The organism is Streptomyces sp. NPDC059201 (assembly GCF_042754585.1).
Classification (GTDB): domain Bacteria; phylum Actinomycetota; class Actinomycetes; order Streptomycetales; family Streptomycetaceae; genus Streptomyces.
This window is the reverse complement of record NZ_JBHZBB010000006.1, coordinates 119,765-144,579: the sequence shown is the minus strand read 5'-3', so window position 1 is coordinate 144,579 and position 24,815 is coordinate 119,765. Positions and strand designations below refer to the sequence as shown.

Genomic DNA, 24,815 nt, shown 5'->3' with positions numbered 1-24,815 from the left:
GTCAGCAGGCGTCGAGGAAGCGGTCCAGGACGCGCACGCCGAACTTCAGGCCGTCGACGGGGACGCGCTCGTCGACGCCGTGGAACATGCCGGCGAAGTCCAGCTCCGGCGGCAGCTGGAGCGGGGCGAAGCCGAAGCAGCGGATGCCGAGGTCGTCGAAGGACTTCGCGTCGGTGCCGCCGGAGAGCATGTAGGGGACGGCGCGGGCGATCGGGTCCTCGGCGCGCAGGGCGACCTGCATGGCGTCGACGAGGGCGCCGTCGAAGCTGGTCTCCAGGGCCTTGTCGGCGTGCACGTCCTCGCGCTTCACGCGGGGGCCGAGGATCCGGTCGATGTCGGCCAGGAACTCCTGCTCGTGGCCGGGCAGGAAGCGGCCGTCGACGTGGGCGGTGGCCTGGCCGGGGATGACGTTCACCTTGTAGCCGGCGCCGAGCATGGTGGGGGCGGCGGAGTTGCGCAGGGTGGCGCCGACCATCTTGGCGATGCCGCCCAGCTTGGCCAGGGTGGCGTCCATGTCCTCGGGGTCGAGCGGGGTGCCGAGGGCGTCGGACAGCTCGTCGAGGAAGCTGCGGACGGTCTTGGTGACGCGGACCGGCCACTGGTGGCGGCCGAGCCGGCCGACGGCCTCGCAGAGCTCGGTGATGGCGTTGTCGGAGTTGGTCATCGAGCCGTGGCCGGCGGTGCCCTCGACGGTCAGCCGCATCCAGTGCATGCCCTTCTGGGCGGTCTCGACCAGGTAGAGGCGCAGGTTCTCGTTCACCGTGAAGGAGAAGCCGCCGACCTCGCCGATGGCCTCGGTGACGCCGTCGAAGAGGTCCCGGTGCTTGTCGACCAGGTGGCGGGCGCCGTAGGTGCCGCCCGCCTCCTCGTCGGCGAGGAAGGCGAGGACGATGTCGCGCGGGGGCTTGCGGCCGCTGCGCAGCCGGTCGCGGACGACCGCGAGGGTCATCGCGTCCATGTCCTTCATGTCGACGGCGCCGCGCCCCCAGACGCAGCCGTCGGCGATCTCGCCGGAGAAGGGGTGGTGGGTCCAGTCCTCGGCGTTGGCCGGGACGACGTCGGTGTGCCCGTGGATGAGCAGGGCGGGCCGGGACGGGTCCTCGCCCTCGATGCGGGCGACGGTGGAGGCCCGCCCCTTGTGGGACTCGATGATCTTCGGGTCGAGGCCCACCTCGGCGAGCTTCTCGGCGACGTACTCGGCGGCGGCGCGCTCGCCGGGGCCGGAGTGGTCGCCGTAGTTGCTGGTGTCGATGCGGATGAGGTCCCGGCAGAGGTCGACGACCTCGTCCTCACCCGAGACGGTCCGGCCGGTGTTCGACTCGCTCACGCTGCTTCCTCCCACGACGTGCCCCACGTGCTTGCTGGTGGTCGCCCCCATCCTGCCGCGCTCCCGCCCCGGCGGCGCAAGGGCGTCCACCGGCCGACACGCCCCGGACACATGCCGAGACCGGGTGTCCCGGTGGGGCGGAAGGGGCTGGTGGGGCGGGCGAGGGGGTGGTGATCGGCCACCCGAATGTTTGCTATGGTTTTCCTCGTCGGAACGGCCCAGGGCCGCGAGACACACACCCTGTCCGGGTGGCGGAATGGCAGACGCGCTAGCTTGAGGTGCTAGTGCCCTTTATCGGGCGTGGGGGTTCAAGTCCCCCCTCGGACACCAGTGGAAATCCCGGTCGAGTTCACTCGGCCGGGATTTTCGCATGTCGGGACGACGGTGAGGCGGGCGGAGCGGTGCGAAGGAAGAGGGTGCCGGCCGCGCCGCTGCCGCAGCGGGACGGGGTCGATCCCGTACGGCTCCGGCTGCCGCAGGACCCGGAGGGCGCCTGGCCGACCGTGGGGGCGTATCTGCTCGGGCGGTACGGGGCGGCGGTCGGGGCGGAGCGGATCGGCGCGATGCTGGACGCGGGGCGGTTCGTCGGGGCCGACGGGCGGGCGGCGGCGGCCTCGGAGCCGTACGAGCCGGGGCGGTGGCTGTGGTTCCAGCGGGATCTGGCGGCCGAGGAGCGGGTGCCGTTCGAGATCGGCGTCGTGTACCGGGACGAGCGGATCCTGGTGGCGGACAAGCCGCACTTCCTGGCGACGACCCCGCGCGGGCGGCATGTGACGCAGACGGCGGTGGCGCGGCTGCGGGCCGAGCTGGGACTGCCGGCGCTCCAGCCGGCGCACCGGCTCGACCGGCTGACGGCGGGCCTGGTGCTGTTCGTGGTGCGGCCGGAGGACCGGGGGGCGTACCAGCTGCTGTTCAAGGAGCGGCGGGTGCGCAAGGAGTACGAGGCGGTGGCGGCGTACGACCCGGCGGTGGAGCTGCCGGTGACGGTGCGCAGCCGGATCGAGAAGGAGCGGGGGGTGCAGGCCGCCCGGGAGGTGCCGGGCGAGCCGAACGCGGTGAGCCGGATCGAGCTGGTGGAGCGGCTGGGCGGGTACGCGCGGTACCGGCTGCTGCCGGAGACCGGGCGGACGCACCAGCTGCGGGTGCACATGAACGCGCTGGGGCTGCCGATCCTGGACGATCCGCTCTATCCGGTGGTGCGTGAGGACGGGCCGGAGGACTATCGGCGGCCGCTGCGACTGCTCGCGCGGGAGCTGGAGTTCACCGACCCGTTCACGGGCGGGGAGAGGCGGTTCGTCAGCCGCCTCTCGCTCAGTGGCCCCGCTTGAGCCACTCCTCCAGGTGCGGGGCCTCCGCGCCGATGGTGGTGGAGTCGCCGTGGCCGGTGCGGACGACGGTCTCGGGCGGGAGGGTGAGGAGCTTCTCCCGGATCGAGTCGACGATCGTGGGGAAGTCCGAGAAGGACCGGCCGGTGGCGCCGGGGCCGCCCAGGAAGAGGGTGTCGCCGGTGAGGACGGTGCCCAGGTCGGGGGCGTACAGGCAGACCGCGCCGGGGGCGTGGCCGGGGGTGTGGAGGACCCTCAGGTCGGTGCCGGCGATGGTGAGGACCTGCCCGTCGGCGAGTTCGCCGTCGGGGGTGTGGTCGGGGTGGGTGAGCTTCCACAGCGGCTGGTCGGCGGGGTGGAGCAGGATGCGGGCGCCGGTGGCGGCGGCGAGCGCGGGGGCCGCGCCGACGTGGTCGTCGTGGGCGTGGGTGCAGACGATGGCGCGCAGGGTGCGCCCGTCGAGGGCGGCGAGGATCGCCTCGGGGTCGTGGGCGGCGTCGATGACGATCGCCTCGGTGTCGTCGCCGACGATCCAGACGTTGTTGTCGACGTCCCAGGTGCCGCCGTCGAGGCTGAAGGTGCCGGAGGTGACCAGGTGGTCGATGCGGGCGGTCATCAGAACACCACCACCGAGCGCAGGACGTCGCCCTCGTGCATGCGGGCGAACGCCTTCTCGACCTCGTCGAGGGCGATGGTCTCGGTGACGAAGGCCCCGAGGTCGATGCGGCCCTGCCGGTGCAGGTCGATGAGCATCGGGAAGTCGCGGGACGGCAGGCAGTCGCCGTACCAGGAGGACTTGAGCGAGCCGCCGCGGCCGAAGACGTCGAGCAGCGGCAGTTCGAGCCGCATCTCGGGGGTGGGGACGCCGACGAGGACGACCGTGCCGGCGAGGTCGCGGGCGTAGAACGCCTGCTGGTACGTCTCCGGGCGGCCGACGGCCTCGATGACGACGTCGGCGCCGAAGCCGCCGGTGAGGGCGCGGATCGCCTCGACCGGGTCGGCGGTGCGGGAGTCGACGGTGTCGGTGGCTCCCATCTCCTTCGCCTTGGCCAGTTTTCGCTCGTCGATGTCGACGGCGATGACCTTCGCGGCTCCGGCGAGGCGGGCACCGACGATCGCGGCGTCGCCGACGCCTCCGCAGCCGATGACGGCGACGGTGTCGCCTCGGGAGACGTTCCCGGTGTTGATCGCGGCGCCGATGCCGGCCATCACGCCGCAGCCGAGGAGTCCGGCGATCTCGGGGGCGACGGCCGGGTCGACCTTGGTGCACTGGCCGGCGGCGACGAGGGTCTTCTCGGCGAAGGCGCCGATGCCGAGGGCCGGGGAGAGCTCCGTGCCGTCGAGGAGGGTCATCCGCTGCTTCGCGTTGTGGGTGTCGAAGCAGTACCAGGGGCGGCCGCGGCGGCAGGCGCGGCACTGGCCGCAGACGGCCCGCCAGTTGAGGATCACGTAGTCGCCGGGGGCGACGTCGGTGACTCCCTCGCCGACCGACTCCACGATGCCCGCGGCCTCGTGGCCGAGCAGGAAGGGGAAGTCGTCGTTGATCCCGCCCTGCTTGTAGTGCAGGTCGGTGTGGCAGACGCCGCACGCCTGGACGCGTACGACGGCCTCGCCGGGGCCCGGATCGGGGACGACGACGGTCTCGATCCGCACCGGCTCGTTCCGACCGGGGGCGATGACCCCCCGCACGTGCTGTGGCATCGCTGACTTCCCTTCGCCCGAGAGGATCTTGTAGACCTCCTGCGTACCACTATCTCCCGATAAAAGGCGAGACCCCCGCAGGCCGTGCCTGCGGGGGTCCGCCGCTCCCGTGGGGGGAGTTCTGGGGGTGGCCGCTCAGTCGCGGTGACCGGCGGTCTCGCGGACCCGGCGGCGGACCAGGAACCAGCCGCCGACGAGGGCCGCGGCGATCAGCGGCAGGCAGTTCACGGTGGTGCGGCCGATGCCGCCGTCCATCCACATCAGGACGACGACGGAGGCGAGGAAGACCAGGGTCACGATCTGGGTGTACGGGGCCCAGGGCAGCCGGTAGGCGGGGCGGACGAGGCGGCCCTGCCCGGCGCGGCGGACGAAGAGCAGCGAGCAGACCATGATCATGGCCCAGGTGCCGATGATGCCGATGGAGGCGAAGTTCAGCACCAGCTCGAAGGCGTTCTCCGGCATCACGAAGTTCAGGAAGACACCGGCGACGCCGAAGGCTGCGGTGAGCAGGATGCCGCCGTAGGGCACGCCGCCCTTGTTCATGACGCCGGTGAACTTGGGCGCGGAGCCGGCCAGCGACATGGAGCGCAGGATGCGGCCGGTGGAGTACAGGCCGGAGTTGAGGCTGGAGAGGGCGGCGGTGAGGACGACGAGGTTCATCACGCCCGCGGCGCCGGGGATGCCCAGCTTGTCGAAGACGGTGACGAAGGGGCTCTGGTCGCCGGAGTAGGCGGTGTACGGGAGGATCAGCGCGAGCAGCACGACCGAGCCGACGTAGAAGAGGCCGACGCGCCACATGATCGAGTTGATCGCCTTCGGCATGATCTTCTCGGGGTTCTCGGTCTCGCCCGCGGCCACGCCGCACAGCTCGACGGAGGCGTAGGCGAAGACGACGCCCTGGATGAGCAGGAGCATCGGCATCATGCCGTTGGGGAAGAGGCCGCCGTTGTCGGTGATGTTGGCGAGGCCCGGGGTGGAGCCGCCGACGTCGTGCGAGGTCACGATGAGGAAGATGCCGACGAGCATGAAGGCGACGAGGGCGGCGACCTTGACGATCGCGAACCAGAACTCCATCTCGCCGAAGTACTTCACGGAGATGAGGTTGGCGGCGAGGACGACCGCGAGGGCGATCAGGGCGAGGATCCACTGCGGGACGTCGCTGAACATCGACCAGAAGTGGGCGTAGGTGGCCGCGGCGGTGATGTCGGCGACGGCGGTGGTCGACCAGTTGAGGAAGTAGAGCCAGCCGGCCGTGTAGGCGCCCTTCTCGCCCATGAACTCACGGGCGTAGGAGACGAAGGCGCCGGAGGACGGGCGGTAGAGCACCAGCTCGCCGAGGGCCCGGACCACGAAGAAGGCGAAGACGCCGCAGACCGCGTACGCGATGAAGAGCGAGGGGCCGGCGCTGGCCATCCGGCCGCCGGCGCCGAGGAAGAGCCCGGTGCCGATCGCGCCGCCGATGGCGATCATGTTGATGTGCCGGGACTTGAGGTCCTTGCGGTATCCGGCGTCGCCGGCGTCGACGTGGGGGGAGGCGGCCGTGCCCGCCGGGGCGGCGGACAGCGGCTCGGCCGCGGTGACGCGGTCACTCATGGAGTTGTTCGCCTTCGTGAGGGGGTGGGGGCTGTGCGTACCCGCCGCGCCCGGGGTCCCTTCGTGGGGGTCGCCCCTTGCACGGCCAGCCGACATCCTCACGGCAAGACGCGCTCACTGACTGTGAGCGAACTCACTGAACGCCCGTATTTGAGCTAGTTCAGAGCTTACGCAGCGCCGTCACGGGGCCAGCACGTCCAGCTCCTTGAGCGCGCCGACGGCGATCTCGCGGGTCAGCGCCTCGGCGCGGACGGCGTCGCGCTCCCGGACGGCCTCGGCGACCTGGACGTGGAGGGTGACGGCCGCCGGGTCGGGGTCCTCGAACATCACGTGGTGGTGGGTGCGGCCGGTGAGGACCTCGGCGACGACATCGCCGAGGCGGGCGAACATCTCGTTCCCCGAGGCGTTGAGCACGACCCGGTGGAAGGCGATGTCGTGGACCAGGTACGCCTCCAGCTGCCGGCCGCGCGAGGTGGCGACCATGCCGAGGGCCTGCTCGGTGAGTTCGCGGCACTGCGCCGGGGTGGCGTACAGGGCGGCGAGACCGGCGGCGACGGGCTCGACGGCGGAGCGCAGCACGGTGAGGGAGCGGAGCTGGCGGGGGCGGTCGGCGCCGGCGAGGCGCCAGCGGATGACCTGGGGGTCGTACACGTTCCAGCTCTCGGTGGGCAGGACCGTGACGCCGACCCGGCGGCGGGACTCCACCAGATGCATCGACTCCAGGACGCGGACGACCTCGCGGACGACGGTGCGGGAGACGTCGAAGTCCTGGGCGAGCTCGTCGGTGCGCAGGACGGTGCCGGGCGGGTGCTCCCCCGCGGTGATGGCGAGGCCCAGGGTGGCGAGCACGTGCGAGTGGAGTCCCTGGGCCGATGTCGTCATGGGGATCAGCCTATGCGCGGCCGCGCCGGTGATCACACCGGAGAGCGGGACGGGGGCCCGGCGGGGCACACCCGGGAATGAAAAGTATGACTTTTATGTCACAGGCTCTTGAATACGTCGTACTCAATGGGTTTCATGAGCGCGACGGATCGATGTCGAAGAAGACAGCGAGGCACCCCCCATGAGCTCCACCCCCCACCCCGCCGCACCCCCGGTCGTCGTCGTCATGGGCGTCGCCGGGACGGGCAAGACCACGATCGGCCCGCTGGTCGCCGGCGCCCTCGGCCTGCCCTACGCGGAGGGCGACGACTTCCACCCGGCGGCCAACGTGGCCAAGATGTCGGCCGGCGTCCCGCTCGACGACACCGACCGGGAGCCGTGGCTGGACGCCATCGGCGCCTGGGCGCACGAGCGGGCCGGGCTCGGCGGGGTGGTGAGCAGCTCCGCGCTGAAGCGGATCTACCGGGACCGGCTGCGCGCGGCCGCCCCCGGGATCGTCTTCCTCCACCTGACCGGCGACCGGGAGCTCATCGAGGGCCGGATGGCGGCGCGCAAGGGGCACTTCATGCCCACCGCGCTGCTCGACTCGCAGTTCGCCACCCTCCAGGAGCTGGAGGAGGACGAGGCGGGCGTCGCCGTCGACGTCTCCGGGACGCCCGAGGAGATCGCCGTACGGGCGGTCGCGGCGCTGCGCGCGTACCAGCGGCCGGTGCCCCTCTCCTGAGCCCCTTCTCTCTTTCCTGAGCCGCTTCCCCTACCCCTCTTTTTCCTCCTGCCCCCCTCAACCCCCAAGGGACCCACCGTGACCAGTCTCAGCGTCGAGATGCTGGCAGCGGACGCCGCCGAACCGATCACCTCGGCGGGCAACGCACAGCTGGGCATCGCCGTGCTCGCCGGCATCGCCGTCATCGTCCTGCTCATCACCAAGTTCAAGCTGCACGCGTTCCTGGCCCTGACCATCGGCTCGCTCGCGCTCGGCGCGTTCGCCGGGGCGCCGCTCGCGGACACCATCAAGTCCTTCAGCTCCGGGCTCGGCAACACCGTGGCGGGCGTGGGCGTGCTGATCGCGCTCGGCGCGATCCTCGGCAAGCTGCTCGCCGACTCGGGCGGCGCCGACCAGATCGTCGACACGATCCTCGCGAAGGCGAGCAGGCGCTCCATGCCGTGGGCGATGGTGCTGATCGCCTCGGTGATCGGGCTGCCGCTCTTCTTCGAGGTCGGCATCGTGCTGCTGATCCCGGTGGTCCTGATGGTCGCCAAGCGGGGCAACTACTCGCTGATGCGGATCGGCATCCCGGCCCTCGCCGGTCTGTCGGTGATGCACGGGCTCATCCCGCCGCACCCCGGGCCGCTCGTCGCGATCGACGCCGTCGGCGCCAACCTCGGCGTCACCCTCGCTCTCGGTCTGGTCGTCGCGATCCCGACCGTGATCATCGCGGGCCCGGTCTTCTCCCGGTACGCGGCCCGCTGGGTGGACATCCAGGCGCCCGAGCACATGATCCCGACGCGTCCGTCCGAGGACCTGGAGAAGCGCCCCGGCTTCGGCGTCACGGTCGCGACCGTCATGCTGCCGGTCGTCCTGATGCTGGTGAAGGCGCTCGTCGACATCGTGGTCGACGACCCCGAGAACGCCGTGCAGAAGGTCACCGACGTCATCGGCTCGCCGCTGATCGCGCTGCTGGCCGCCGTCATAGTGGCCCTGTTCACGCTGGGCCGCGCGGCCGGCTTCACCAAGGAGCGGCTGTCCTCGACGGTCGAGAAGTCCCTCGCCCCGATCGCGGGTGTGCTGCTCATCGTCGGCGCGGGCGGCGGCTTCAAGCAGACGCTGATCGACATCGGCGTCGGCCAGATGATCCTGGACCTCTCCAAGGACTGGTCGATCCCGGCCCTGCTCCTGGCCTGGCTGATCGCGGTCGCCATCCGGCTCGCGACGGGCTCCGCCACGGTCGCGACGATCTCGGCGGCGGGCCTGGTGGCCCCGCTGGCCGCGGGCATGTCGACCGGTGAGACGGCGCTGCTCGTGCTGGCGATCGGTGCGGGTTCGCTCTTCTTCAGCCACGTCAACGACGCCGGTTTCTGGCTGGTGAAGGAGTACTTCGGCATGAACGTCGGCCAGACGATCAAAACCTGGTCGGTGATGGAGACCATCATCTCGGTGGTGGCGCTGGTGTTCGTGCTGCTGCTGTCGCTGGTGATGTAGCGGCGGGTGGCTGTGTCGCGCGGGGCCCCCGGACCTCCTTGGAGAGGTCCGGGGCCCTGTGCGTGCTCGCTACGCCGTCGCCGCGGCCGCCGCCCGGCCCGCCGCCCGGCCGGAGAAGACGCAGCCGCCGAGGAAGGTGCCTTCGAGGGAGCGGTAGCCGTGGACGCCGCCGCCGCCGAAGCCGGCCGCCTCGCCGGCCGCGTACAGGCCGGGAAGGGGTTCGCCGGTCTCGGTGAGGACGCGGGAGGAGAGGTCGGTCTGGAGGCCGCCGAGGGACTTGCGGGTGAGGATGTTGAGGCGAACGGCGATGAGCGGGCCGGCCTTGGGGTCGAGGATGCGGTGCGGGGCGGCGGTACGGATCAGGCGGTCGCCCAGGTAGCCGCGGGCGCCGCGGATCGCGGTGATCTGGAGGTCCTTGGTGAAGGGGTTGGCGACCTCGCGGTCCCGCGCGGTGAGCTCGCGGCGCAGCGCGGTCTCGTCGATGAGGTCCTGGCCGGTGACCCGGTTCATGCCGCGGACGAGGGCGGCGAGGTCGTCCTCCACGACGAAGTCGGCGCCCTTGTCCATGAACGCCCGGACGGGGCCGGGGACGTCGGCGCGGGCGCGTCCGAGGACGTCGCGGACGGACTTGCCGGTGAGGTCGGGGTTCTGCTCGGAGCCGGAGAGGGCGAACTCCTTGCCGATGATCCGCTGGTCGAGGACGAACCAGGTGTGGTCGTGGCCGGTCCGCATGATGTGTTCGAGGGTGCCGAGGGTGTCGAAGCCGGGGAAGAGCGGGACCGGGAGCCGCTTGCCGGTGGCGTCGAGCCAGAGGGAGGAGGGGCCGGGCAGGATGCGGATGCCGTGCCGGGCCCAGATGGGGTTCCAGTTCTCGATGCCCTCGGTGTAGTGCCACATCCGGTCGCGGTTGACGTGGCGGGCGCCCGCCTTCTCCGCGATGCCGAGCATCAGGCCGTCGACGTGGGCGGGGACGCCGGAGAGCAGCTTCTCGGGCGGGGTGCCGAGGCGGGCGGGCCACTGGGCGCGGACCAGGTCGTGGTTGCCGCCGATGCCTCCGGTGGTGACGATCACCGCCTGCGCCCTCAGCTCGAAGGAGCCGGTGGCGGTGCGGCCGCTGGCGGTGCCGCGCTCGGCGTCGGAGGGCTCCAGGATCTCGCCGGTGACCGTGTCCAGGGCGCCGCCGGTGCGGCCGAGCGAGGTGACGCGGTGGCGGAAGCGGAAGGTGACGAGGCCCCGCGCGACGCCCTCGCGGACCTTCGCCTCGAAGGGGGCGACGAGGCCGGGGCCCGTACCCCAGGTGATGTGGAAGCGGGGGACGGAGTTGCCGTGCCCGGTGGCGTCGTAGCCGCCGCGCTCGGCCCAGCCGACGACGGGGAAGAAGCGGACCCCGCGCGCGTGCAGCCAGGAACGCTTCTCGCCGGCCGCGAAGTCGACGTACGCCTCCGCCCAGCGGCGGGCCCAGTCGTCCTCGGGGCGGTCGAAGCCGGCGGTGCCCATCCAGTCCTGGAGGGCGAGGGCGTGGCTGTCCTTGACGCGCAGCCGGCGCTGTTCGGGCGAGTCGACGAGGAAGAGCCCGCCGAAGGACCAGTGGGCCTGGCCGCCGAGGGACTGTTCGGGCTCCTGGTCCAGGAGGATCACGGACCGGCCGGCGTCGACCAGTTCGGCGGTGGCGACGAGACCGGCGAGGCCGGCCCCGATCACGATCACATCGGCGTCGTAGGACATGGACCGCATCTTGGATACACGGATGTATCGAGTCAACCGTTCGGGCTTGGCGGAACCCTTTCCGTTTTCTAATGTCGAGCATTAATATGGAGGTATGGCAAGGACGTCAGGGCCCGAGACCCGGGACAAACTGATCCGCGCGGCGGAGGAACTCTTCGCGGCCCAAGGGGTCGACGGCGCGCAGCTGCGGGACATCACCCGGCTCGCCGGGCAGGCGAACCCGTCGGCCGTGCAGTACCACTTCGGCTCCCGCGCCGGGCTCCTCGACGCGGTCATGGCCGGCCGGCTGGCCCGGACCGAGCAGGTGCTCGTCGCCCTGCCGCCCGCCGCCGAGGACGCCGGCGTACGCGAGCTGATCACCGCCCTCGTCACCGCCGAGGCGAGCGAGCTGGGCACCGAGCGGGGCTGCCGCTGCCTGCGCGTCTCCGCGCAGCTCAGCCACGAGAGCGGCGTCCGCACCCGCACCCCGCACCCCACCCTCGCCGGCACCGCCTACTGGGCGCTGATCGAGCGCCTCGCCGGGCGGCTGGCCGCCGACGGGCTGCCCGAGCCGCTGCTCCTGGAGCGCCTCGACCTCGCCCTCACGGTCGTCGGCGCGGCGCTCGCCGACCGGGCCCGGCAGTACCTCGACGGGACGGAGCCGCTCACGGACGAGCCGCTCTTCCTCGCCGACCTCGTCGAGACCACCACCGCGCTTCTCCGGGCCGCACAGCCCCGGAGCGTCTGAATCTCCACCCCGCACCACCCCGAAAGGACCTCCCATGAACGACCTCACCGGCAAGACCGTCCTGATCACCGGCGGCGCCCGCGGCCTGGGCGCCGAGGCGGCCCGCCAGGCCGTCGCCGCCGGGGCGAACGTGGTCGTCACCGACGTCCTCGACGAGGACGGCGCGGCGACCGCCGCGAGCCTCGGCGAGCGCGCCCGCTTCTTCCACCACGACGTCACCTCCGAGGAGGAGTGGGCGGCGGCCGTCGCCTACGCCGTCGCCGAGTTCGGCGGTCTGCACGGCCTGGTGAACAACGCCGGCATCTCCACCGGCACCCTCCTGGAGACCGAGAGCGTCGAGCACTTCCGCAAGGTCCTCGACATCAACCTCACCGGCGTCTTCATCGGCATGAAGGCCGCCATACCGGCGATGAAGGAGGCCGGCGGCGGCTCCATCGTCAACATCTCCTCCGCGGCGGGCCTGATGGGCCTCGCGCTCACCGCCGGCTACGGCGCCTCCAAGTGGGGCGTCCGCGGCCTCACCAAGATCGGCGCGGTGGAGCTGGGCACGTCGCGGATCCGCGTCAACTCGGTCCACCCGGGCATGACGTACACCCCGATGACCGCCGCGGTCGGCATCCAGCGCGGCGAGGGCATGTACCCGAACACGCCGATGGGCCGGGTCGGCGAGGCCGACGAGATCGCCGGCGCGGTCGTCTTCCTGCTCTCGGACGCGGCCTCGTACGTGACGGGCGCCGAGCTCGCCGTGGACGGCGGCTGGACCACCGGGCCGACGGTCAAGTACGTCATGGGTCAGTGAGGTCGCTGCGGCCCGGGTTCTGTGGGTCGGCTGGTTTCATGGGCGCATGAGCGCCTCCGATGAAGTACGGGACGAAGTACTGGACGCAGTACGGGACGAAGTACTGGACGTCGTCGACGAGCAGGACCGGGTGATCGGGCAGGCCCCGCGCGGTGAGGTGTACGCGCGGGGCCTGATCCATCGCTGCACCTTCATCCGGGTACGGGACGCCGAGGGGCGGCTGTTCGTCCACCGCAGGACCCCGGACAAGCTCGTCTTCCCGTCGATGTACGACCTCTTCGTCGGCGGGGTCGTCGGCGCGGGCGAGTCCTACGACGACGCGGCGCTGCGCGAGGCCGAGGAGGAGCTGGGTGTCTCCGGGCTCCCCCGGCCCGACTTCCTCTTCTCGTTCCTGTACGACTCCGAGGGCGTGGCCGGGAAGTGGTGGTCGGCCGTGTACGAGGTCCGCTGCGACCTGCCGGTGCGGCCGCAGCCCGAGGAGGTGGCCTGGCACGCCTTCCTCACCGAGGAGGAGCTGCGGGAACGGCTGCCGGGGGCGCCGGGGGCCTGGGAGTGGGTGCCGGACGGGCTCGCGGCGTACGAGCTGCTGGTGGCGGGGCGGAACGAGGGACGGAAGGAACTGGAGGGTCAGGGCGGTGCGGGAGGGGCGGGCCGTTAGGGTGCCGGGGTGAGCCGATTCGTACAGAGCCTGCGGCTGTGGTTCGCGCCGCAGCGGATCCGGGACGAGGGCGAGACCCCCGACTACCGCTTCTCCCTCGCCAACGAGCGGACCTTCCTCGCCTGGATCAGGACCGCGCTCGCGCTCATCGGCGGCGGCTTCGCCGTCGACCAGTTCCTGCCGGACCTGCGCTGGGCGGTCCGGGTCGGGCTCGCGCTCGCACTGCTCGCCGCCGGTGTGCTGTGCGCGCTGCGCGCGGTGAACCACTGGATCCGCTGCGAGCGGGCCATGCGACGCGGCGAGGACCTGCCGGTCTCCCGCTTCCCGGCGGTGCTGAGCCTCACCGTGGCCGTGGTCGCGGTCGCGATGGTGGTCCTCGTCCTCTTCGGCCGGGCCGGGTAGTGGGCGGTCCGGCGGGCGGGGAGGGGGACGGGGGCGGGTCGCCGGGGCATGGGCCTGAGCCGGCCGGGGCCGACGAGGCCCGCGATCCGGGGCTCCAGCCGGAGCGGACGCGGCTCGCCTGGCGGCGCACGACGCTGTCGTGCACGGTCGTCGCGGTGCTCGGGATCAAGCTGGCCTTCATGGACGACGCGACGGCGGCGGGAGTGACGGGCCTGGCCCTCTCCGCCCTGCTGTGGATCGCCTTCCTGGCCGTGGCCCACCGCCGCATCCGCACCCTGGACGCCACCCGGCCCCGGGTCCTGTCGGCACGCGCCGCCCTGCTGGCCACTGGGTGCACGGTGGCGCTGGCGGTGTGCGGGGCGGCGCTGATCTGGTGAGGTGGGCTGGTGAGCCTGGCCGCGCCTCAGTGAACTGGGCCGGTAAGCCCGGCCGTGCCTGCGGGGCGGTGGGCCGGTGAGTTCGGCCGTGTCTACGGGACCGTGACGACGACCTTGCCCTGGAGGCCGCCTTCGGCGTTGGCTCGTTGTGCTTCGGCGGCTCGTTCCAGGGGGAAGGTCTTCGCTACGCGGATGTCCAGGACGCCCTCGTCGGCCAGGTCGGCCAGGGCGCTCAGGTCGGCGGCGTCGGGGCGGACCCAGTAGTAGAGGCCGCCCAGGGCCAGGACCTCGCCGTCGGCGATGGAGGCGAGGCGGCCGCCGGGGGCCAGCAGCTTCGCCGCGTGCGGGAGGAAGGGGCCGCCGAGGGTGTCCAGGACGGCGTCGACGCCGTGCGGGGCGAGCTCCCTGACCTGGTGGGTGAAGGTCTGCTCGTCGAAGAGGACCGGCTCGGCGCCGAGCGCCGTCACCCGCTCCCGGCCGGACTCGCGGACGGCGCCCAGGACCCGGCAGCCGAGGTGCCGGGCGATCTGGACGGCCATCGAGCCGACGCCACCGGCCGCGGCGAGCACCAGGACCGTCTCCCCCGCCCGCACCGAGAGCGCGCTGTGCAGGGCCTGGTAGGCGGTCAGCCCGACCAGGGGCAGCGCGGCGGCCTCCTCGAAGGAGCAGCCGCGGGGCTTGCGGGCGAGGGTGCGGACGGGGGCGGAGACGTACTCGGCGAAGGTGCCGTGGGCGAGGAAGTCCTCGCGGACGTACCCCATGACCTCGTCGCCCTCCGCCCACTCCGTGACGGAGACGCCGGGCCGGACGACGACGCCGGAGACGTCCCAGCCGGGGACGACGGGGAAGACCGCGTCGATCATCCCGTCGAGGTAGCCGGCCTGCGCCTTCCAGTCGACCGGGTTGACGGCCGCTGCCCGCACCCTGACGAGGACCTCGTCGGGCCCCACCTTCGGGTCGGGCAGCTCGCCGTACTCCAGGACCTCGGGGCCGCCGTAACGGCGGTAGCTGATCGCCTTCATGGCTCCGACCCTCGGCGGGCCCGGGACGCTCCGCAAGCCGGGAGGGGCGGGCGGGGGCCGGGGGGCGGGTTCCCGGGGGGGGGGGGAGCGGGATGCCGGGGCCCGGGGGTGGGATCCCGGGGGCCGGGGGTGGGATCCCGGGGGCCGGGGGTGGGATCCCGGGGGCCCTGTCCCCGGGAACGGGCACCCCGGCGGGCCGGCCGGTGGCAGGCTGCCCCCTGACGCGTCGATCTTCTTCCCCGGGGGAGCCCTGTGCCTGCCACCGACCCGTACGTGGTCACGCTCGCGCCGCACGTCCACGCCTACGTCCAGCCCGATGGCGGCTGGTGTCTGAACAACGCCGGTTTCCTCGGCGACGCGGGCGAGTCCCTGCTCGTCGACACCACCGCCACCGAGCGCCGCGCCCTGCTGCTGCGCGACGCCGTACTCGCCGCGGGGCTGCCGCTGCCGCGCACGGTCGTGAACACCCATCACCACGGGGACCACACCTACGGGAACGGCGTGTTCCGGCCAGAGGCACGGATCGTCGGGCACGAGAACTGCCGGTCCGAGCAGCTGAACGCGGGCCACCAGCTGCACCTGCTGTGGCCGCAGACCGACTTCGGCCAGGTCGAGATCACGCCGCCCGACGTCACGTACCGGGACCGCATGACCGTGTACGTGGGTGGGATCGAGGTGCGGCTGCTGCACCCGGGGCCCGCGCACACCACGGGCGACTCGATCGTGCACCTGCCGGAGCAGGGCGTGGTCTTCACCGGGGACCTGGTCTTCCAGGGCGGGACGCCGTTCCTGCCGATGGGCTCGCTGGCCGGCTCGCTGCGCGCGCTCGCCCTGCTGCGGTCGCTGGACGCGGAGCGGGTGGTGCCGGGGCACGGGCCGGTGACGGACCCCAGCGCGTACGACGCCACCGAGCGCTATCTCCTGTGGGTGGCGGAGCTGGCCGCCGAGGGGCACGCGAAGGGCGAGCCGCCGCTGGAGACCGCCCGCCGGACGGACCTGGGCGAGTTCGGCGCGTGGCGTGAGAGCGAGCGGCTCGTGGCGAACCTGCACCGGGCCCACGCGGAACTGGACGGTCTCCCGGAGGGCCACCCGCTCGACCCGGTGGCAGTCTTCGGCGACATGGCGGCGATGAACGGCGGGGTGGCGGTGGCCTGCCACGCGTGAGCCGGCCGCGGGGCGCCTGACGCGGCGCGGGACGGCCGGATCGCGGGCGTACGCGCGCGTGCGTCCGGTCGCCGTGACCGGGCGTACGCGCGCGTGCCTCCGGCCGCGCGGGCAGCCTGACGCACGGCGCGGCATGGCCGGATCGCCGGGCGTAAGCGCGCGTGCGTCCGGGCACGCGGGGCCGCCGGACCAGGCCAGGGCCGCGGGTCAGGGCGTGGTAAGGCGTCCGGGCGCGCGCGGGGCCGCCTGAGGCACGGCGCGAGACGGCCGGATCGCCCGGCGTACGCGCGCGTGCGTCCGGGCTCGCGGGACGGCTGGATCGCCGGGCGTACGCGCGCGTGCCTCCGGGCGCGCGCGGCCGCCTGACGCACGGCGCGAGACGGCCGGATCGCCGGGCCTACACGCGCGTCCGGTCGTGCGGGCCGCCTGAAGCACGGCGCGGGACAGCCGGATCGCCGGGCCGACGCGCGCGTGCGTCCGGTCGCCCTGAGCGGGCGTACGCGCGCGTACGCCCGGCCTCGCGTGCCCTCGCGCGCGTGGGGCCTGCCGTGTGCCGGTGCCCGCGAGGGGCCAAGAGGGGCGGCGGGTACGGACGAGGGGAGGCCCCCCCCGGGCCGGGCGCCCGGGCCCCCGTGTTTCGGGAGCCCTCTGGACGACATACCGACTGGTCGGTCATCATGAACGCCGACCGACCGACCCACCGGAGGTACGCCCGATGAGCCACGCCGCCCCGCCACCCGGCCTCGATCCCGAGCGCCTGCGCCGCCATCTGGAGCGCGAGCGGCCCGGACTGGTCGCCGGGCCCCTCGAAGCCCGGCTGATCGAGGGCGGCCGCTCCAACCTCACGTACGTCGTCACCGACGGCACCGGCCGCTGGGTGGTGCGCCGCCCGCCGCTCGGGCACGTGCTGGCCACCGCGCACGACATGAAGCGCGAGCACCGGGTCATCAGCGCCCTCGGCGGGACCTCGGTGCCGGTGCCGGGCACGGTGCTGCTGTGCGAGGACGAGGAGGTGCTCGGCGCGCCCTTCTACGTCATGGAGTTCGTCGAGGGGACCCCGTACCGCTCCGCCTCCCAGCTCGCCCCGCTGGGCCCTGAGCGCACCCGCGGCGCCGTCCTCGGCCTGGTCGACACGCTGGTCGACCTGCACGCGGTGGAGCCGGAGGCCGTCGGTCTCGGCGACTTCGGCCGGCCGGAGGGCTTCCTCGACCGGCAGCTCCGCCGCTGGGGCAAGCAGCTCGCCGCCTCCCGGGGGCGCGACCTGCCCGGCATCGAGGAGCTGCACGCGTCACTCGGCCGCGCGCTGCCCGGCTCCCCCGCGCCGACCGTCGTGCACGGCGACTACCGGCTCGACAACGTCCTGGTCGGCGCCGACGACCGGATCGAGGCGGTCCTCGACTGGGAGATGTCCACCCTCGGCGACCCGCTGACCGACCTGGGCCTCCTCGTCATGTACAGCACCCCGCTGGACCTGCCCGGCTCGCCGATCTCGACGACCGCGACCGCCGCGGGCCACCCGGCCGCCGCCGAACTGGTCGAGCGCTACGCCGCCCGCTCCGGCCGGGACGTCTCCGCCCTCTCCTGGTACACGGCCTTCGCCTGGTTCAAGCTCGCCGTGATCCTGGAGGGCATCCACTACCGCTACACCCTCGGGCAGACCGTCGGCGCCGGTTTCGACCGCATCGGCGACCTCGTCCCCGTCTTCATCGAGCACGGCCTGACCACCCTTCAGGAGGGCTGAACCGCCATGGACTTCTCCTACGACGCACGCACCGAGGAGCTGCGGGCCCGGCTGCTCGCCTTCATGGACGAGCACGTGTACCCCGCCGAGGCCGTCGCCCACGAGCAGCGGGCCGACCTCGCCTCGCCATGGGACGAGCCGCCGGTGGTGGCGGAGCTGAAGGCCGAGGCCAAGCGGCAGGGCCTGTGGAACCTCTTCCTCCCGGACGAGGGGTACGGGGCCGGGCTGACGAACCTCCAGTACGCGCCGCTCGCCGAGATCACCGGCCGCAGCCCGCAGCTCGCACCGACCGCCCTCAACTGCGCGGCCCCGGACACCGGGAACATGGAGCTGCTCGCCCAGTTCGCCGACGAGGCGCAGAAGAAGCAGTGGCTGGAGCCGCTGCTCGCGGGCGAGATCCGGTCCGCCTTCGCGATGACCGAGCCCGACGTGGCCTCCTCCGACGCGACGAACATCGAGACCCGGATCCGGCGGGACGGCGACGCGTACGTCGTCGACGGGCGCAAGTGGTACATCTCCGGGGCCATGAACCCCGATTGCAAGGTCTTCATCGTGATGGGCAAGACCGACCCCGACGGGACGGACCTCCGCCGCCAGCAGTCGATGATCCTGGTCCCCCGCGACACCCCCGGCGTCGAGGTACGGCGGGCGATGCAGGTGTACGGCTACGAGGACCACTACCACGGCGGCCACGCCGAGGTGGTCTTCGACGGCGTCCGCGTCCCCGCCTCGCACCTCATCGGCGAGGAGGGTGGCGGCTTCGCCATCGCGCAGGCGCGGCTCGGCCCCGGTCGGATCCACCACTGCATGCGGCTGATCGGCATGGCCGAGCGGGCGGTGGAGCTGATGTGCCGGCGGGCCGTCTCCCGTACCGCCTTCGGCAAGACCCTCGCCCAGCAGGGCGTGGTGCAGAACTGGATCGCGGACGCGCGCGTGACCATCGAGCAGCTGCGCCTGCTCGTCCTCAAGACGGCCTGGCTGATGGACACCGTCGGCAACAAGGGCGCCCACACCGAGATCCAGGCCATCAAGATCGCCACCCCGCGCGCGGTGGTGGACATCATCGACAAGGCGGTGCAGGCGCACGGCGCCGGCGGCGTCTCGCAGGACTTCCCGCTCGCCGAGCTGTGGGCGGCGGCCAGGACCCTGCGACTCGCGGACGGGCCGGACGAGGTGCACCAGCGGTCGCTGGCCCGCCGCGAGCTGAAGCGCTACCTCTGACGGCTCACGGCCGCAGGGCCCGCAGCAGGAGGTCGGCCAGGTGGTCGGCGACCTGCTGCGGGGTCATCGGGCCGTCCGGGCGGTACCACGTGGACAGGTGGTGCACGGAGCCGAAGTGGTAGTCCACGACGAGGTCGGCGGGCGTGGCGGAGGAGAAGACGCCCGCCCGCTGGCCTTCCTCCACGAGGGCGCGGAAGCGCTCGTGGTAGCGGCGGCGCTCGGAGCGGACCTGCTTGTTCTTCTCCGGGCTCAGGTGGTGCATGGAGCGGAAGAAGATCGACGCGTCGTCGAGGTTCTCGATGGTGGTGACCACGACGTCGGCGGCGGCGGAGCGCAGGCGCTCCTCGACGGGCGCGTCGGCGTCCGCGAAGTCGTCGAGCCGCTCCTGCTGGAGGCGGAGCACGCGCGCGTACACCTCCTGGAGGAGGTCCTCCTTGGAGCCGAAGTAGTGGTAGAGCGCGCCCTTGGTGACGCCCGCCGCCTCGACGATCTCCTGGACGGAGGTGCGGTCGTAGCCCCGCTCGGCGAAGAGCCGGGTGGCGGCGGCGAGGAGCCTCTGGGGGACGGGAGAGCCGTCCCCGTCCGTCGTCCTGGCCATGCTCCGCCGCCTTCCGGTCCTCCGGCCCCGTCCCTGGCGGTCGGGGCCTCCGTCGGTAGATCTTCCCATCCGTCGCCGGGTGCGCTAGCGCGCGCCCGCCTCCCAGTGCCGCTGGAGCTTGTTCATGCCGCCGATCCAGCGTTCCGGGTCGTCCGCGCGGTTGCGGTAGAAACCGGCCACCTCCGGGTGCGGAAGGACGAGGAAACGGTCTTCCCCGATGGCGTCGAGGAGGGCGTCGGCGACGGTCTCCGGCTCGACGGCGGTCGGGACGAGCACGAGGTCGCCGGCCGAGCCGGTGGCCGCCAGCATGTCGGTGCGGACGCCCTGCGGACAGATGGCGTGGACCTTGAGACCACGGTGGCGGTAGGTGAGGGAGAGCCATTCGGCGAAGGCGTAGGCGCCGTGCTTGGAGACGCTGTACGGGGCAGCGCCGATCATGGTGAGCAGGCCGGCGGCCGAGACGGTCGAGACGAAGCGGCCGGTGCCGCGCTCCAGCCAGTCGGGGAGCAGGGCGCGGGCCGCGCGGACGTGGGCCATCACGTTGACGTCCCAGGCGGCGGCCCAGACGGCCTCGTCGGCGAAGGCGTCGCCGGCGGAGGCGAGTCCGGCGTTGGCGCACCAGATGTCGACGGTGCCGCCGAGGGCGTCGCGGGCCTCGTCGACGATCGCGGAGGCGTCGCCGGGGACGGCGAGGGCGCCGAGTTCGTCGGCGACGGCCTTGGCCCGGACGGGGTCGAGGTCGTTGACGACGACGCGGGCGCCCTCGGCGGCGAAGCGCCGGGCGAGGGCGGCGCCGATGCCGCCGCCCGCTCCGGTGACGACGACGGCGGCGCCCCGGACCTCGTGCGTGCCCGCGTTCATGGACCCCTCCAGGGTGGTGCGGCTCGGTCACCGCTCCGGTGACACCGGGCAGACTAACCGGTCGGTATGGACGGTGGAAGACCTCGGAGGGAACGACGGAGGGCTCCGGTGGGGACGACGGAAGGCTCGGAAGGTTCCGGCTCACCGCCTTCCGCACGCCTCGTTCCCCCGGGGCGTCAGGAGCGCTAGCCTGCGTGCCCATGTCACGCATGAGGCGGTTGAAGCTGTCGCGTCGGGATCTGCTGGCGGCCGGAGGGGCCCTGACCGCGGGAGGGGCGCTGGCCGCGACCGCCTCCCCCGCCGCGGCCGACCCCGGGCGGGCGCACGCGCGCGTACGGACCGGATTCGAGCGGCTGGCGGCCGACGGGTACGCCCTCCTGGCCGGCGAACGGGTCGGCGTGGTCACCAACCCGACCGGGATCACGGCGGACGCCCGGCACCTGGTGGACGTCATGCACGCCGACGAACGGGTGGACCTGGTGGCCGTGTTCGGCCCCGAGCACGGCTTCCGGGGCACCGCACAGGCGGGCGGCTCGGAGGGCCGGTACGACGACCCGGCGACCGGGCTGCCGGTCCACGACACGTACCTGAAGAGCGGGCAGGCGCTGGCCGACATCTTCACCGCCTCCGGTGTCGACACGGTCGTCTTCGACATCCAGGACGCGGGCGCCCGCTTCTACACGTACATCTGGACGCTCTACGACTGCATGGTGGCGGCGGAGCTGGCCGGGAAGCGGTTCGTGGTCCTGGACCGGCCGAACCCGGTGAGCGGCCGGGCGGCCCTCGGCCCCGTCCTGGACCGGGCCTTCGCCACCTTCGTCGGCCGCGAGCCGATCGCGCAGGCGCACGGCATGACGGTGGCGGAGCTGGCGCTCCTCTTCAACGCCGAGTTCCTGGCCCGTCCGGTGGAGCTGGAGACGGTACGGATGTCGGGCTGGCGGCGCCGGGACTTCTTCGACGCCACGGGGCTGCCGTGGGTGCCGCCGAGCCCGAACATGCCCACCCCGGAGACCGCGCTCGTCTACGCGGGCACCTGCCTCTTCGAGGGCACCAACCTCTCCGAGGGCCGGGGCACCACCCGCCCCTTCGAACTCCTCGGCGCGGAGGGCGTCGACCGCCGTTGGGCGGAGGCGGCGAACGCCCTGGACCTGCCCGGAGTCCGCTTCCGCGAGGCGTACTTCGCGCCGAGCTTCTCCAAGTTCCAGGGCCGCACGGTCGGCGGCGTCCAGCTCCACGTCCACGACCGCGAGTCCTTCGACCCAGTACGCACCGGGATCGGGCTCCTGGTCACCGCCCGCTCCTCCTGGTCCGGATTCGCCTGGCGCCCCGACCACTGGATCGACAAGCTCACCGGCTCCACGCGCGTGCGTACGCTGGTCGACGCGGGCGCGGACACCGACGAGGTCGTGGGCGCCTGGGCCGAGGACCTGGCGGCCTTCCGGGCGGTGCGACGGGAGCACTTGCTGTACCGGTGAGTTCCGAGCATGGCCGGCAAGGTCCGAACAGAGCCTGTGAGGTCCGAATAGCGCCCGTGAGGTCCGAGTAGGGCCCGTGAGGTCTGACTTTGGCTGGATCCGGGCATGCTGCCCGGGGGTTGCCGGTATCGGGCCCCTGGGCGCTTCCTCGACGGGGAGGGACGGGCGGGCCGTGAGCGGGATGAGTGTGGATCCGTACCGGGAGATCGTCCTCGACAGGGACGGTGACGGCCCGGCGGGGCAGGCGGCCGAGCTGGTCGCGCTGGCGCGGCGGGGGGTGACGGATCTGGTGGTGTTCGCGCACGGGTGGAACAACTCTCCGTCCGGCGCGACCCGCCTGTACTCCGACTTCTTCGAGCCCTTCCCCGGGCTGCTGGCGCCGGGAATCGAGGTGGGGTACGCGGGCGTGGTCTGGCCCTCGATGATGTTCACGGACGAGCCCGTGCCGGATTTCCGGGCGCTGGTGACGACGCTGCCGGAGAAGGAGCGGGCGATCGTCCGGCTGACCGAGCTGCTGGCACTCGCTCCGCCGGAGGAGGCGGCGTTCGCGGAGTTCGGGGCGCTGCTGCGGGAGTTGGCGGACGTGGACGACGAGGGCTTCGCCGCCGCCGGCGGGGCGCCGGATTTCCTGGCGCCGGAGTTCCTGGTGGCGGATCCCCTGGAGACGTGCGCGGTGTTCACGGCGGCCCTGGAGGGGACGACTCCGGAGGCGGTGTTCGGGGGCGGGCTCGGGCGGCTGTGGAAGGGCGGCCGGGAGGCGCTGCGGCAGGCCACGTACTACGTGATGAAGCGGCGGGCGGGGCAGGTGGGCGAGCGGGGGCTCGGGCCGCTGCTCGCGGAGGTGGCGCGCCGCGCGCCGGGGCTGCGGGTGCATCTGGTGGGGCACAGCATGGGCGCCCGGCTCGTGGCGTACGCGCTGCGCGGGCTGCCGGGGGCGCTGCGGCCGGTCCGTTCGATGACGCTGCTCCAGGGCGCCTTCTCGCACTACGCGTTCGCCGCGCGGCTGCCCCACGACCCGGGCCGGTCGGGGGCGCTGAGGGACATGCAGCTGCGGGTGCGGGGGCCGGTGGTGGCCTGCCACTCACGGCACGACACCGCGCTCGGCGTCCTGTATCCGCTGGCCTCCCGCGCGGCCGGGGACTCGGCGTCCCTGGCGGAGCCGCTCGGCCGGCTCGTGGCGCGCGACCCGCGGTGGGGCGCGATCGGCTGGGACGGCGTCCAGGGCGTGCCGGGAGCGGCGCGACGGACGCTGGCGACGGTGCTGCGGGACGGAGTACCGCTCTCGGGCTGCGTGAGCGTGGACGCCGCGGAGGTCGTCGGCTCGCACAGCGACGTCCGACGGCCGGAACTGGCCCGGGTGGTGGTCTCGGCAGCCCGAATAGGCCGCCGGTAGGGGCGGACTGGGCGGCCGGGGCGGCCGGGGCAGGGCGCGGGTGGGGGCCGGTACGGACAGAAGCGCAGGCAGGCAGGGGCGCGGGCAGGGAACGGACCGGATCGGGGTGCGGGCAGGGAGCGGACCGGATCGGGCGCCGGTGGGGCGTTTCCAGCCCCTCGGGTCGTGGCGAGTTCACGCCGTGGAGGCGGGTGTTCCGCATCCGGGCGGAACACGGTGGCGCCTTCGTTCGTCCCTCTGGTACCGCGGATGCGCGAACGACCAGCGACGGAGGTGGCGAGCGATGGCCGGTTTCCGGAGTCTCGCTAGACAGGTGCGTGATCAGGGTTGCGACACGGCACTGCGCAGGTACTCCCTGCGCAAGTGCCTGGAGAGGTTCGCTCCCTACGGGCACCGGGCGACCTGGGACCACCTGTGCCGCAGGCACGGGTTCGGACCCGACGACCGGGAGCTCGACCCGGCGCGGCTGGTGGCCGCGCTGGAGGAGTTGGAGGAGGCGCGGGCCGTCTGGCTCGCGTACGAGGACGAGTTCGCCGCCCGGCGGCGGCGCGAGAAGCACGGCGGGCTGCGCGCCCTGGGGGCGCTGGACGACTGGCACCGGGACGTGTGGGGTGGCAACGGGGTGGTGCGGTGCGGCGATCCGGCCGTCCACCCGACGGATCCGCTGCCGGAGGTGGTACGGCGGCTGGTGACGGCGCTGGAGGACGCCCCCGGGGAGGCGTGCCCGGTGTGCGCGGGGGCGCGGATCGCGTGGACCGGCGGTCCGGAGGAGGGGGCCTGGTACGGCCCGGTGTGCGCGGACTGCGGGGTCGAGTTGCCCCGCGCGGTCCTCACCCAGGGAGCGCTGGCCCGGGCGCGCGGGACGCGCGACCGCCCTCTGGCTCCGGCGGCGTGACGCGGCCGGGGGGAGGCAGGTGCTCCAGGCGGCGCTGAACGGCACGTGGGGGCCCGGGGAGTCGGCGGTGGTGCCGCGTGATCCGGCGGGCCTCGCCGAGGCCGCGGCGGACGCCGTGGCGGCGGGCGCGCACGAGGTACGGATCCGGCCACGGACGCCCTGCGGCGGCGGTTCGCTCTCGCCCCGGGTGGTGGGGCCCGCGCTGACGGCGGTGCGGGGAGCCGTACGCGTACCGGTGACGGTGGCGGTGGACGCGTGGGCCGAGCCCGATCCCGCGCGGCGGGTCGCGCGGATCCGGTCCTGGGAGACGCTTCCTGACCTGGCGTGGGTGGCCTGGCACGAGCCGGGCGCCGAGGAGACGGCGGCGGCGCTGGCGCGCGGGGTGGCCGTGGAGGCGGGGCTGCGGGCCGGCACGGCGGGCCCGGCCCTGTTCGCCCGCTCCCCTTCGGCGGCCCGGGTGCGGCGGATCGTGGCGGAGCTCCCGGACACGGCCCGCGCGGCGGAGCCGTGGGCCCGGGCGGCGGCGGACGGCCCCGGCGGGGTGCCCGTCCTGCTGTGCGGGACCGGCGCGGCGGCCTGGCCGGTGCTGCGGCTGGCCCGACGGCTCGGTCTGGCCGCCCGGATCGGCCTGGAGGACACCCTCTTCCTGCCGGACGGCACCCGCGCCCGCTCCACGGCGGAGCAGGTACGGGCCGCGCTGTCCGGTACGCCCCAGGTCTCGTCCTAGAT

General features: G+C 73.3%; 24 protein-coding genes and 1 tRNA gene. 16 read left to right on the top strand and 9 right to left on the bottom strand.

The features are described from left to right. Window position 1: 1 nt before the first annotated feature. Complete coding sequence (locus tag ACFXMG_RS20795) at window positions 2-1,327, bottom strand: M20/M25/M40 family metallo-hydrolase (protein WP_383818205.1); 1,326 nt, start codon at window positions 1,325-1,327, stop codon at window positions 2-4. Between the two features lie 242 nt (window positions 1,328-1,569). Here ACFXMG_RS20795 and ACFXMG_RS20790 point away from each other — a divergent pair. Together ACFXMG_RS20790 and ACFXMG_RS20785 are read left to right on the top strand one after the other, a co-directional pair. Beyond that, window positions 1,570-1,657 (top strand) — tRNA-Leu (locus tag ACFXMG_RS20790). Between the two features lie 86 nt (window positions 1,658-1,743). Next, on the top strand, window positions 1,744-2,655 hold the full coding sequence (locus ACFXMG_RS20785) for an RluA family pseudouridine synthase (protein WP_383818207.1): 912 nt from the start codon (window positions 1,744-1,746) through the stop codon (window positions 2,653-2,655). Here the strand turns inward: ACFXMG_RS20785 and ACFXMG_RS20780 are convergent. The 4 genes from ACFXMG_RS20780 to ACFXMG_RS20765 form a co-directional block, all read right to left on the bottom strand. Beyond that, window positions 2,639-3,268, bottom strand: coding sequence for an MBL fold metallo-hydrolase (locus tag ACFXMG_RS20780; RefSeq protein WP_383818209.1), 630 nt, complete (start codon window positions 3,266-3,268; stop codon window positions 2,639-2,641). The genes ACFXMG_RS20785 and ACFXMG_RS20780 overlap by 17 nt on opposite strands. Then, window positions 3,268-4,353: an S-(hydroxymethyl)mycothiol dehydrogenase gene (locus ACFXMG_RS20775; RefSeq protein ID WP_383818210.1), complete on the bottom strand. Its 1,086-nt coding sequence runs from the start codon at window positions 4,351-4,353 to the stop codon at window positions 3,268-3,270. Before ACFXMG_RS20775 ends, ACFXMG_RS20780 begins: the two co-directional genes overlap by 1 nt. A gap of 135 nt (window positions 4,354-4,488) precedes the next feature. Then, window positions 4,489-5,946, bottom strand: coding sequence for an amino acid permease (locus tag ACFXMG_RS20770; protein ID WP_383818212.1), 1,458 nt, complete (start codon window positions 5,944-5,946; stop codon window positions 4,489-4,491). A 180-nt stretch (window positions 5,947-6,126) separates the two neighbouring features. Next, the gene (locus ACFXMG_RS20765) at window positions 6,127-6,828 is read right to left on the bottom strand and encodes a FadR/GntR family transcriptional regulator (RefSeq protein WP_383818213.1); all 702 of its coding nucleotides are present in this window, start codon (window positions 6,826-6,828) and stop codon (window positions 6,127-6,129) included. Window positions 6,829-7,009: 181 nt separating this feature from the next. Here ACFXMG_RS20765 and ACFXMG_RS20760 point away from each other — a divergent pair, with 181 nt between their 5' ends. Together ACFXMG_RS20760 and ACFXMG_RS20755 are read left to right on the top strand one after the other, a co-directional pair. Further along, complete coding sequence (locus tag ACFXMG_RS20760; protein ID WP_383818215.1) at window positions 7,010-7,552, top strand: gluconokinase; 543 nt, start codon at window positions 7,010-7,012, stop codon at window positions 7,550-7,552. Window positions 7,553-7,630: 78 nt separating this feature from the next. Then, window positions 7,631-9,028 (top strand): gluconate:H+ symporter, encoded by a 1,398-nt coding sequence (locus ACFXMG_RS20755; protein ID WP_383818217.1) that lies wholly within the window; start codon window positions 7,631-7,633, stop codon window positions 9,026-9,028. Window positions 9,029-9,097: 69 nt separating this feature from the next. On the opposite strand, the gene ACFXMG_RS20750 is transcribed toward ACFXMG_RS20755, so the two are convergent. Beyond that, complete coding sequence (locus ACFXMG_RS20750; RefSeq protein ID WP_383818218.1) at window positions 9,098-10,753, bottom strand: FAD-binding dehydrogenase; 1,656 nt, start codon at window positions 10,751-10,753, stop codon at window positions 9,098-9,100. A 94-nt stretch (window positions 10,754-10,847) separates the two neighbouring features. Here ACFXMG_RS20750 and ACFXMG_RS20745 point away from each other — a divergent pair, with 94 nt between their 5' ends. The 5 genes from ACFXMG_RS20745 to ACFXMG_RS20725 are packed head-to-tail and all read left to right on the top strand — an operon-like array spanning window position 10,848 to window position 13,716. Then, window positions 10,848-11,480 (top strand): TetR/AcrR family transcriptional regulator, encoded by a 633-nt coding sequence (locus tag ACFXMG_RS20745; protein ID WP_383818220.1) that lies wholly within the window; start codon window positions 10,848-10,850, stop codon window positions 11,478-11,480. A 34-nt stretch (window positions 11,481-11,514) separates the two neighbouring features. Continuing rightward, window positions 11,515-12,279, top strand: a complete 765-nt coding sequence (locus ACFXMG_RS20740) for a glucose 1-dehydrogenase (protein WP_383818221.1) — start codon at window positions 11,515-11,517, stop codon at window positions 12,277-12,279. A gap of 46 nt (window positions 12,280-12,325) precedes the next feature. Continuing rightward, window positions 12,326-12,937: an NUDIX hydrolase gene (locus ACFXMG_RS20735; protein WP_383818223.1), complete on the top strand. Its 612-nt coding sequence runs from the start codon at window positions 12,326-12,328 to the stop codon at window positions 12,935-12,937. A gap of 9 nt (window positions 12,938-12,946) precedes the next feature. After that, on the top strand, window positions 12,947-13,339 hold the full coding sequence (locus ACFXMG_RS20730; protein ID WP_043223890.1) for a YidH family protein: 393 nt from the start codon (window positions 12,947-12,949) through the stop codon (window positions 13,337-13,339). Further along, window positions 13,339-13,716 carry a DUF202 domain-containing protein gene (locus ACFXMG_RS20725; protein WP_383818224.1) on the top strand — a complete coding sequence of 126 codons (378 nt, stop codon included), beginning with the start codon at window positions 13,339-13,341 and terminating at the stop codon, window positions 13,714-13,716. Before ACFXMG_RS20730 ends, ACFXMG_RS20725 begins: the two co-directional genes overlap by 1 nt. 92 nt (window positions 13,717-13,808) lie before the next feature. Here the strand turns inward: ACFXMG_RS20725 and ACFXMG_RS20720 are convergent, their stop codons facing one another. Then, the gene (locus tag ACFXMG_RS20720; RefSeq protein ID WP_383818225.1) at window positions 13,809-14,738 is read right to left on the bottom strand and encodes an NADP-dependent oxidoreductase; all 930 of its coding nucleotides are present in this window, start codon (window positions 14,736-14,738) and stop codon (window positions 13,809-13,811) included. Window positions 14,739-14,990: 252 nt separating this feature from the next. On the opposite strand from ACFXMG_RS20720, the gene ACFXMG_RS20715 reads away from it, so the two are divergent. The 3 genes from ACFXMG_RS20715 (at window position 14,991) to ACFXMG_RS20705 (ending at window position 18,864) form a co-directional block, all read left to right on the top strand. Continuing rightward, on the top strand, window positions 14,991-15,902 hold the full coding sequence (locus ACFXMG_RS20715; protein ID WP_383818226.1) for an MBL fold metallo-hydrolase: 912 nt from the start codon (window positions 14,991-14,993) through the stop codon (window positions 15,900-15,902). Between the two features lie 715 nt (window positions 15,903-16,617). Then, the gene (locus tag ACFXMG_RS20710) at window positions 16,618-17,643 is read left to right on the top strand and encodes a phosphotransferase family protein (protein ID WP_383818227.1); all 1,026 of its coding nucleotides are present in this window, start codon (window positions 16,618-16,620) and stop codon (window positions 17,641-17,643) included. A 6-nt stretch (window positions 17,644-17,649) separates the two neighbouring features. Further along, window positions 17,650-18,864: an acyl-CoA dehydrogenase family protein gene (locus ACFXMG_RS20705; protein WP_383818228.1), complete on the top strand. Its 1,215-nt coding sequence runs from the start codon at window positions 17,650-17,652 to the stop codon at window positions 18,862-18,864. A gap of 4 nt (window positions 18,865-18,868) precedes the next feature. On the opposite strand, the gene ACFXMG_RS20700 is transcribed toward ACFXMG_RS20705, so the two are convergent. Both ACFXMG_RS20700 and ACFXMG_RS20695 read right to left on the bottom strand, forming a co-directional pair. Further along, window positions 18,869-19,462: a TetR/AcrR family transcriptional regulator gene (locus tag ACFXMG_RS20700; protein ID WP_383818229.1), complete on the bottom strand. Its 594-nt coding sequence runs from the start codon at window positions 19,460-19,462 to the stop codon at window positions 18,869-18,871. 84 nt (window positions 19,463-19,546) lie between these two features. Continuing rightward, a complete protein-coding gene (locus ACFXMG_RS20695) occupies window positions 19,547-20,323 on the bottom strand; it encodes an SDR family oxidoreductase (RefSeq protein WP_383818230.1) in 777 nt (258 codons plus the stop codon). 218 nt (window positions 20,324-20,541) lie between these two features. On the opposite strand from ACFXMG_RS20695, the gene ACFXMG_RS20690 reads away from it, so the two are divergent. From ACFXMG_RS20690 to ACFXMG_RS20675, 4 genes are all read left to right on the top strand, one after another. Next, on the top strand, window positions 20,542-21,798 hold the full coding sequence (locus ACFXMG_RS20690; protein WP_383818331.1) for an exo-beta-N-acetylmuramidase NamZ domain-containing protein: 1,257 nt from the start codon (window positions 20,542-20,544) through the stop codon (window positions 21,796-21,798). 181 nt (window positions 21,799-21,979) lie between these two features. Next, entirely contained in the window at window positions 21,980-23,191 is a 1,212-nt protein-coding gene (locus tag ACFXMG_RS20685; RefSeq protein WP_383818333.1) for a serine-threonine protein kinase, read from the top strand. 283 nt (window positions 23,192-23,474) lie between these two features. Then, the gene (locus ACFXMG_RS20680) at window positions 23,475-24,086 is read left to right on the top strand and encodes a hypothetical protein (protein ID WP_383818231.1); all 612 of its coding nucleotides are present in this window, start codon (window positions 23,475-23,477) and stop codon (window positions 24,084-24,086) included. Between the two features lie 19 nt (window positions 24,087-24,105). Then, the gene (locus tag ACFXMG_RS20675) at window positions 24,106-24,813 is read left to right on the top strand and encodes a 3-keto-5-aminohexanoate cleavage protein (RefSeq protein WP_383818233.1); all 708 of its coding nucleotides are present in this window, start codon (window positions 24,106-24,108) and stop codon (window positions 24,811-24,813) included. Window positions 24,814-24,815 lie beyond the last annotated feature (2 nt).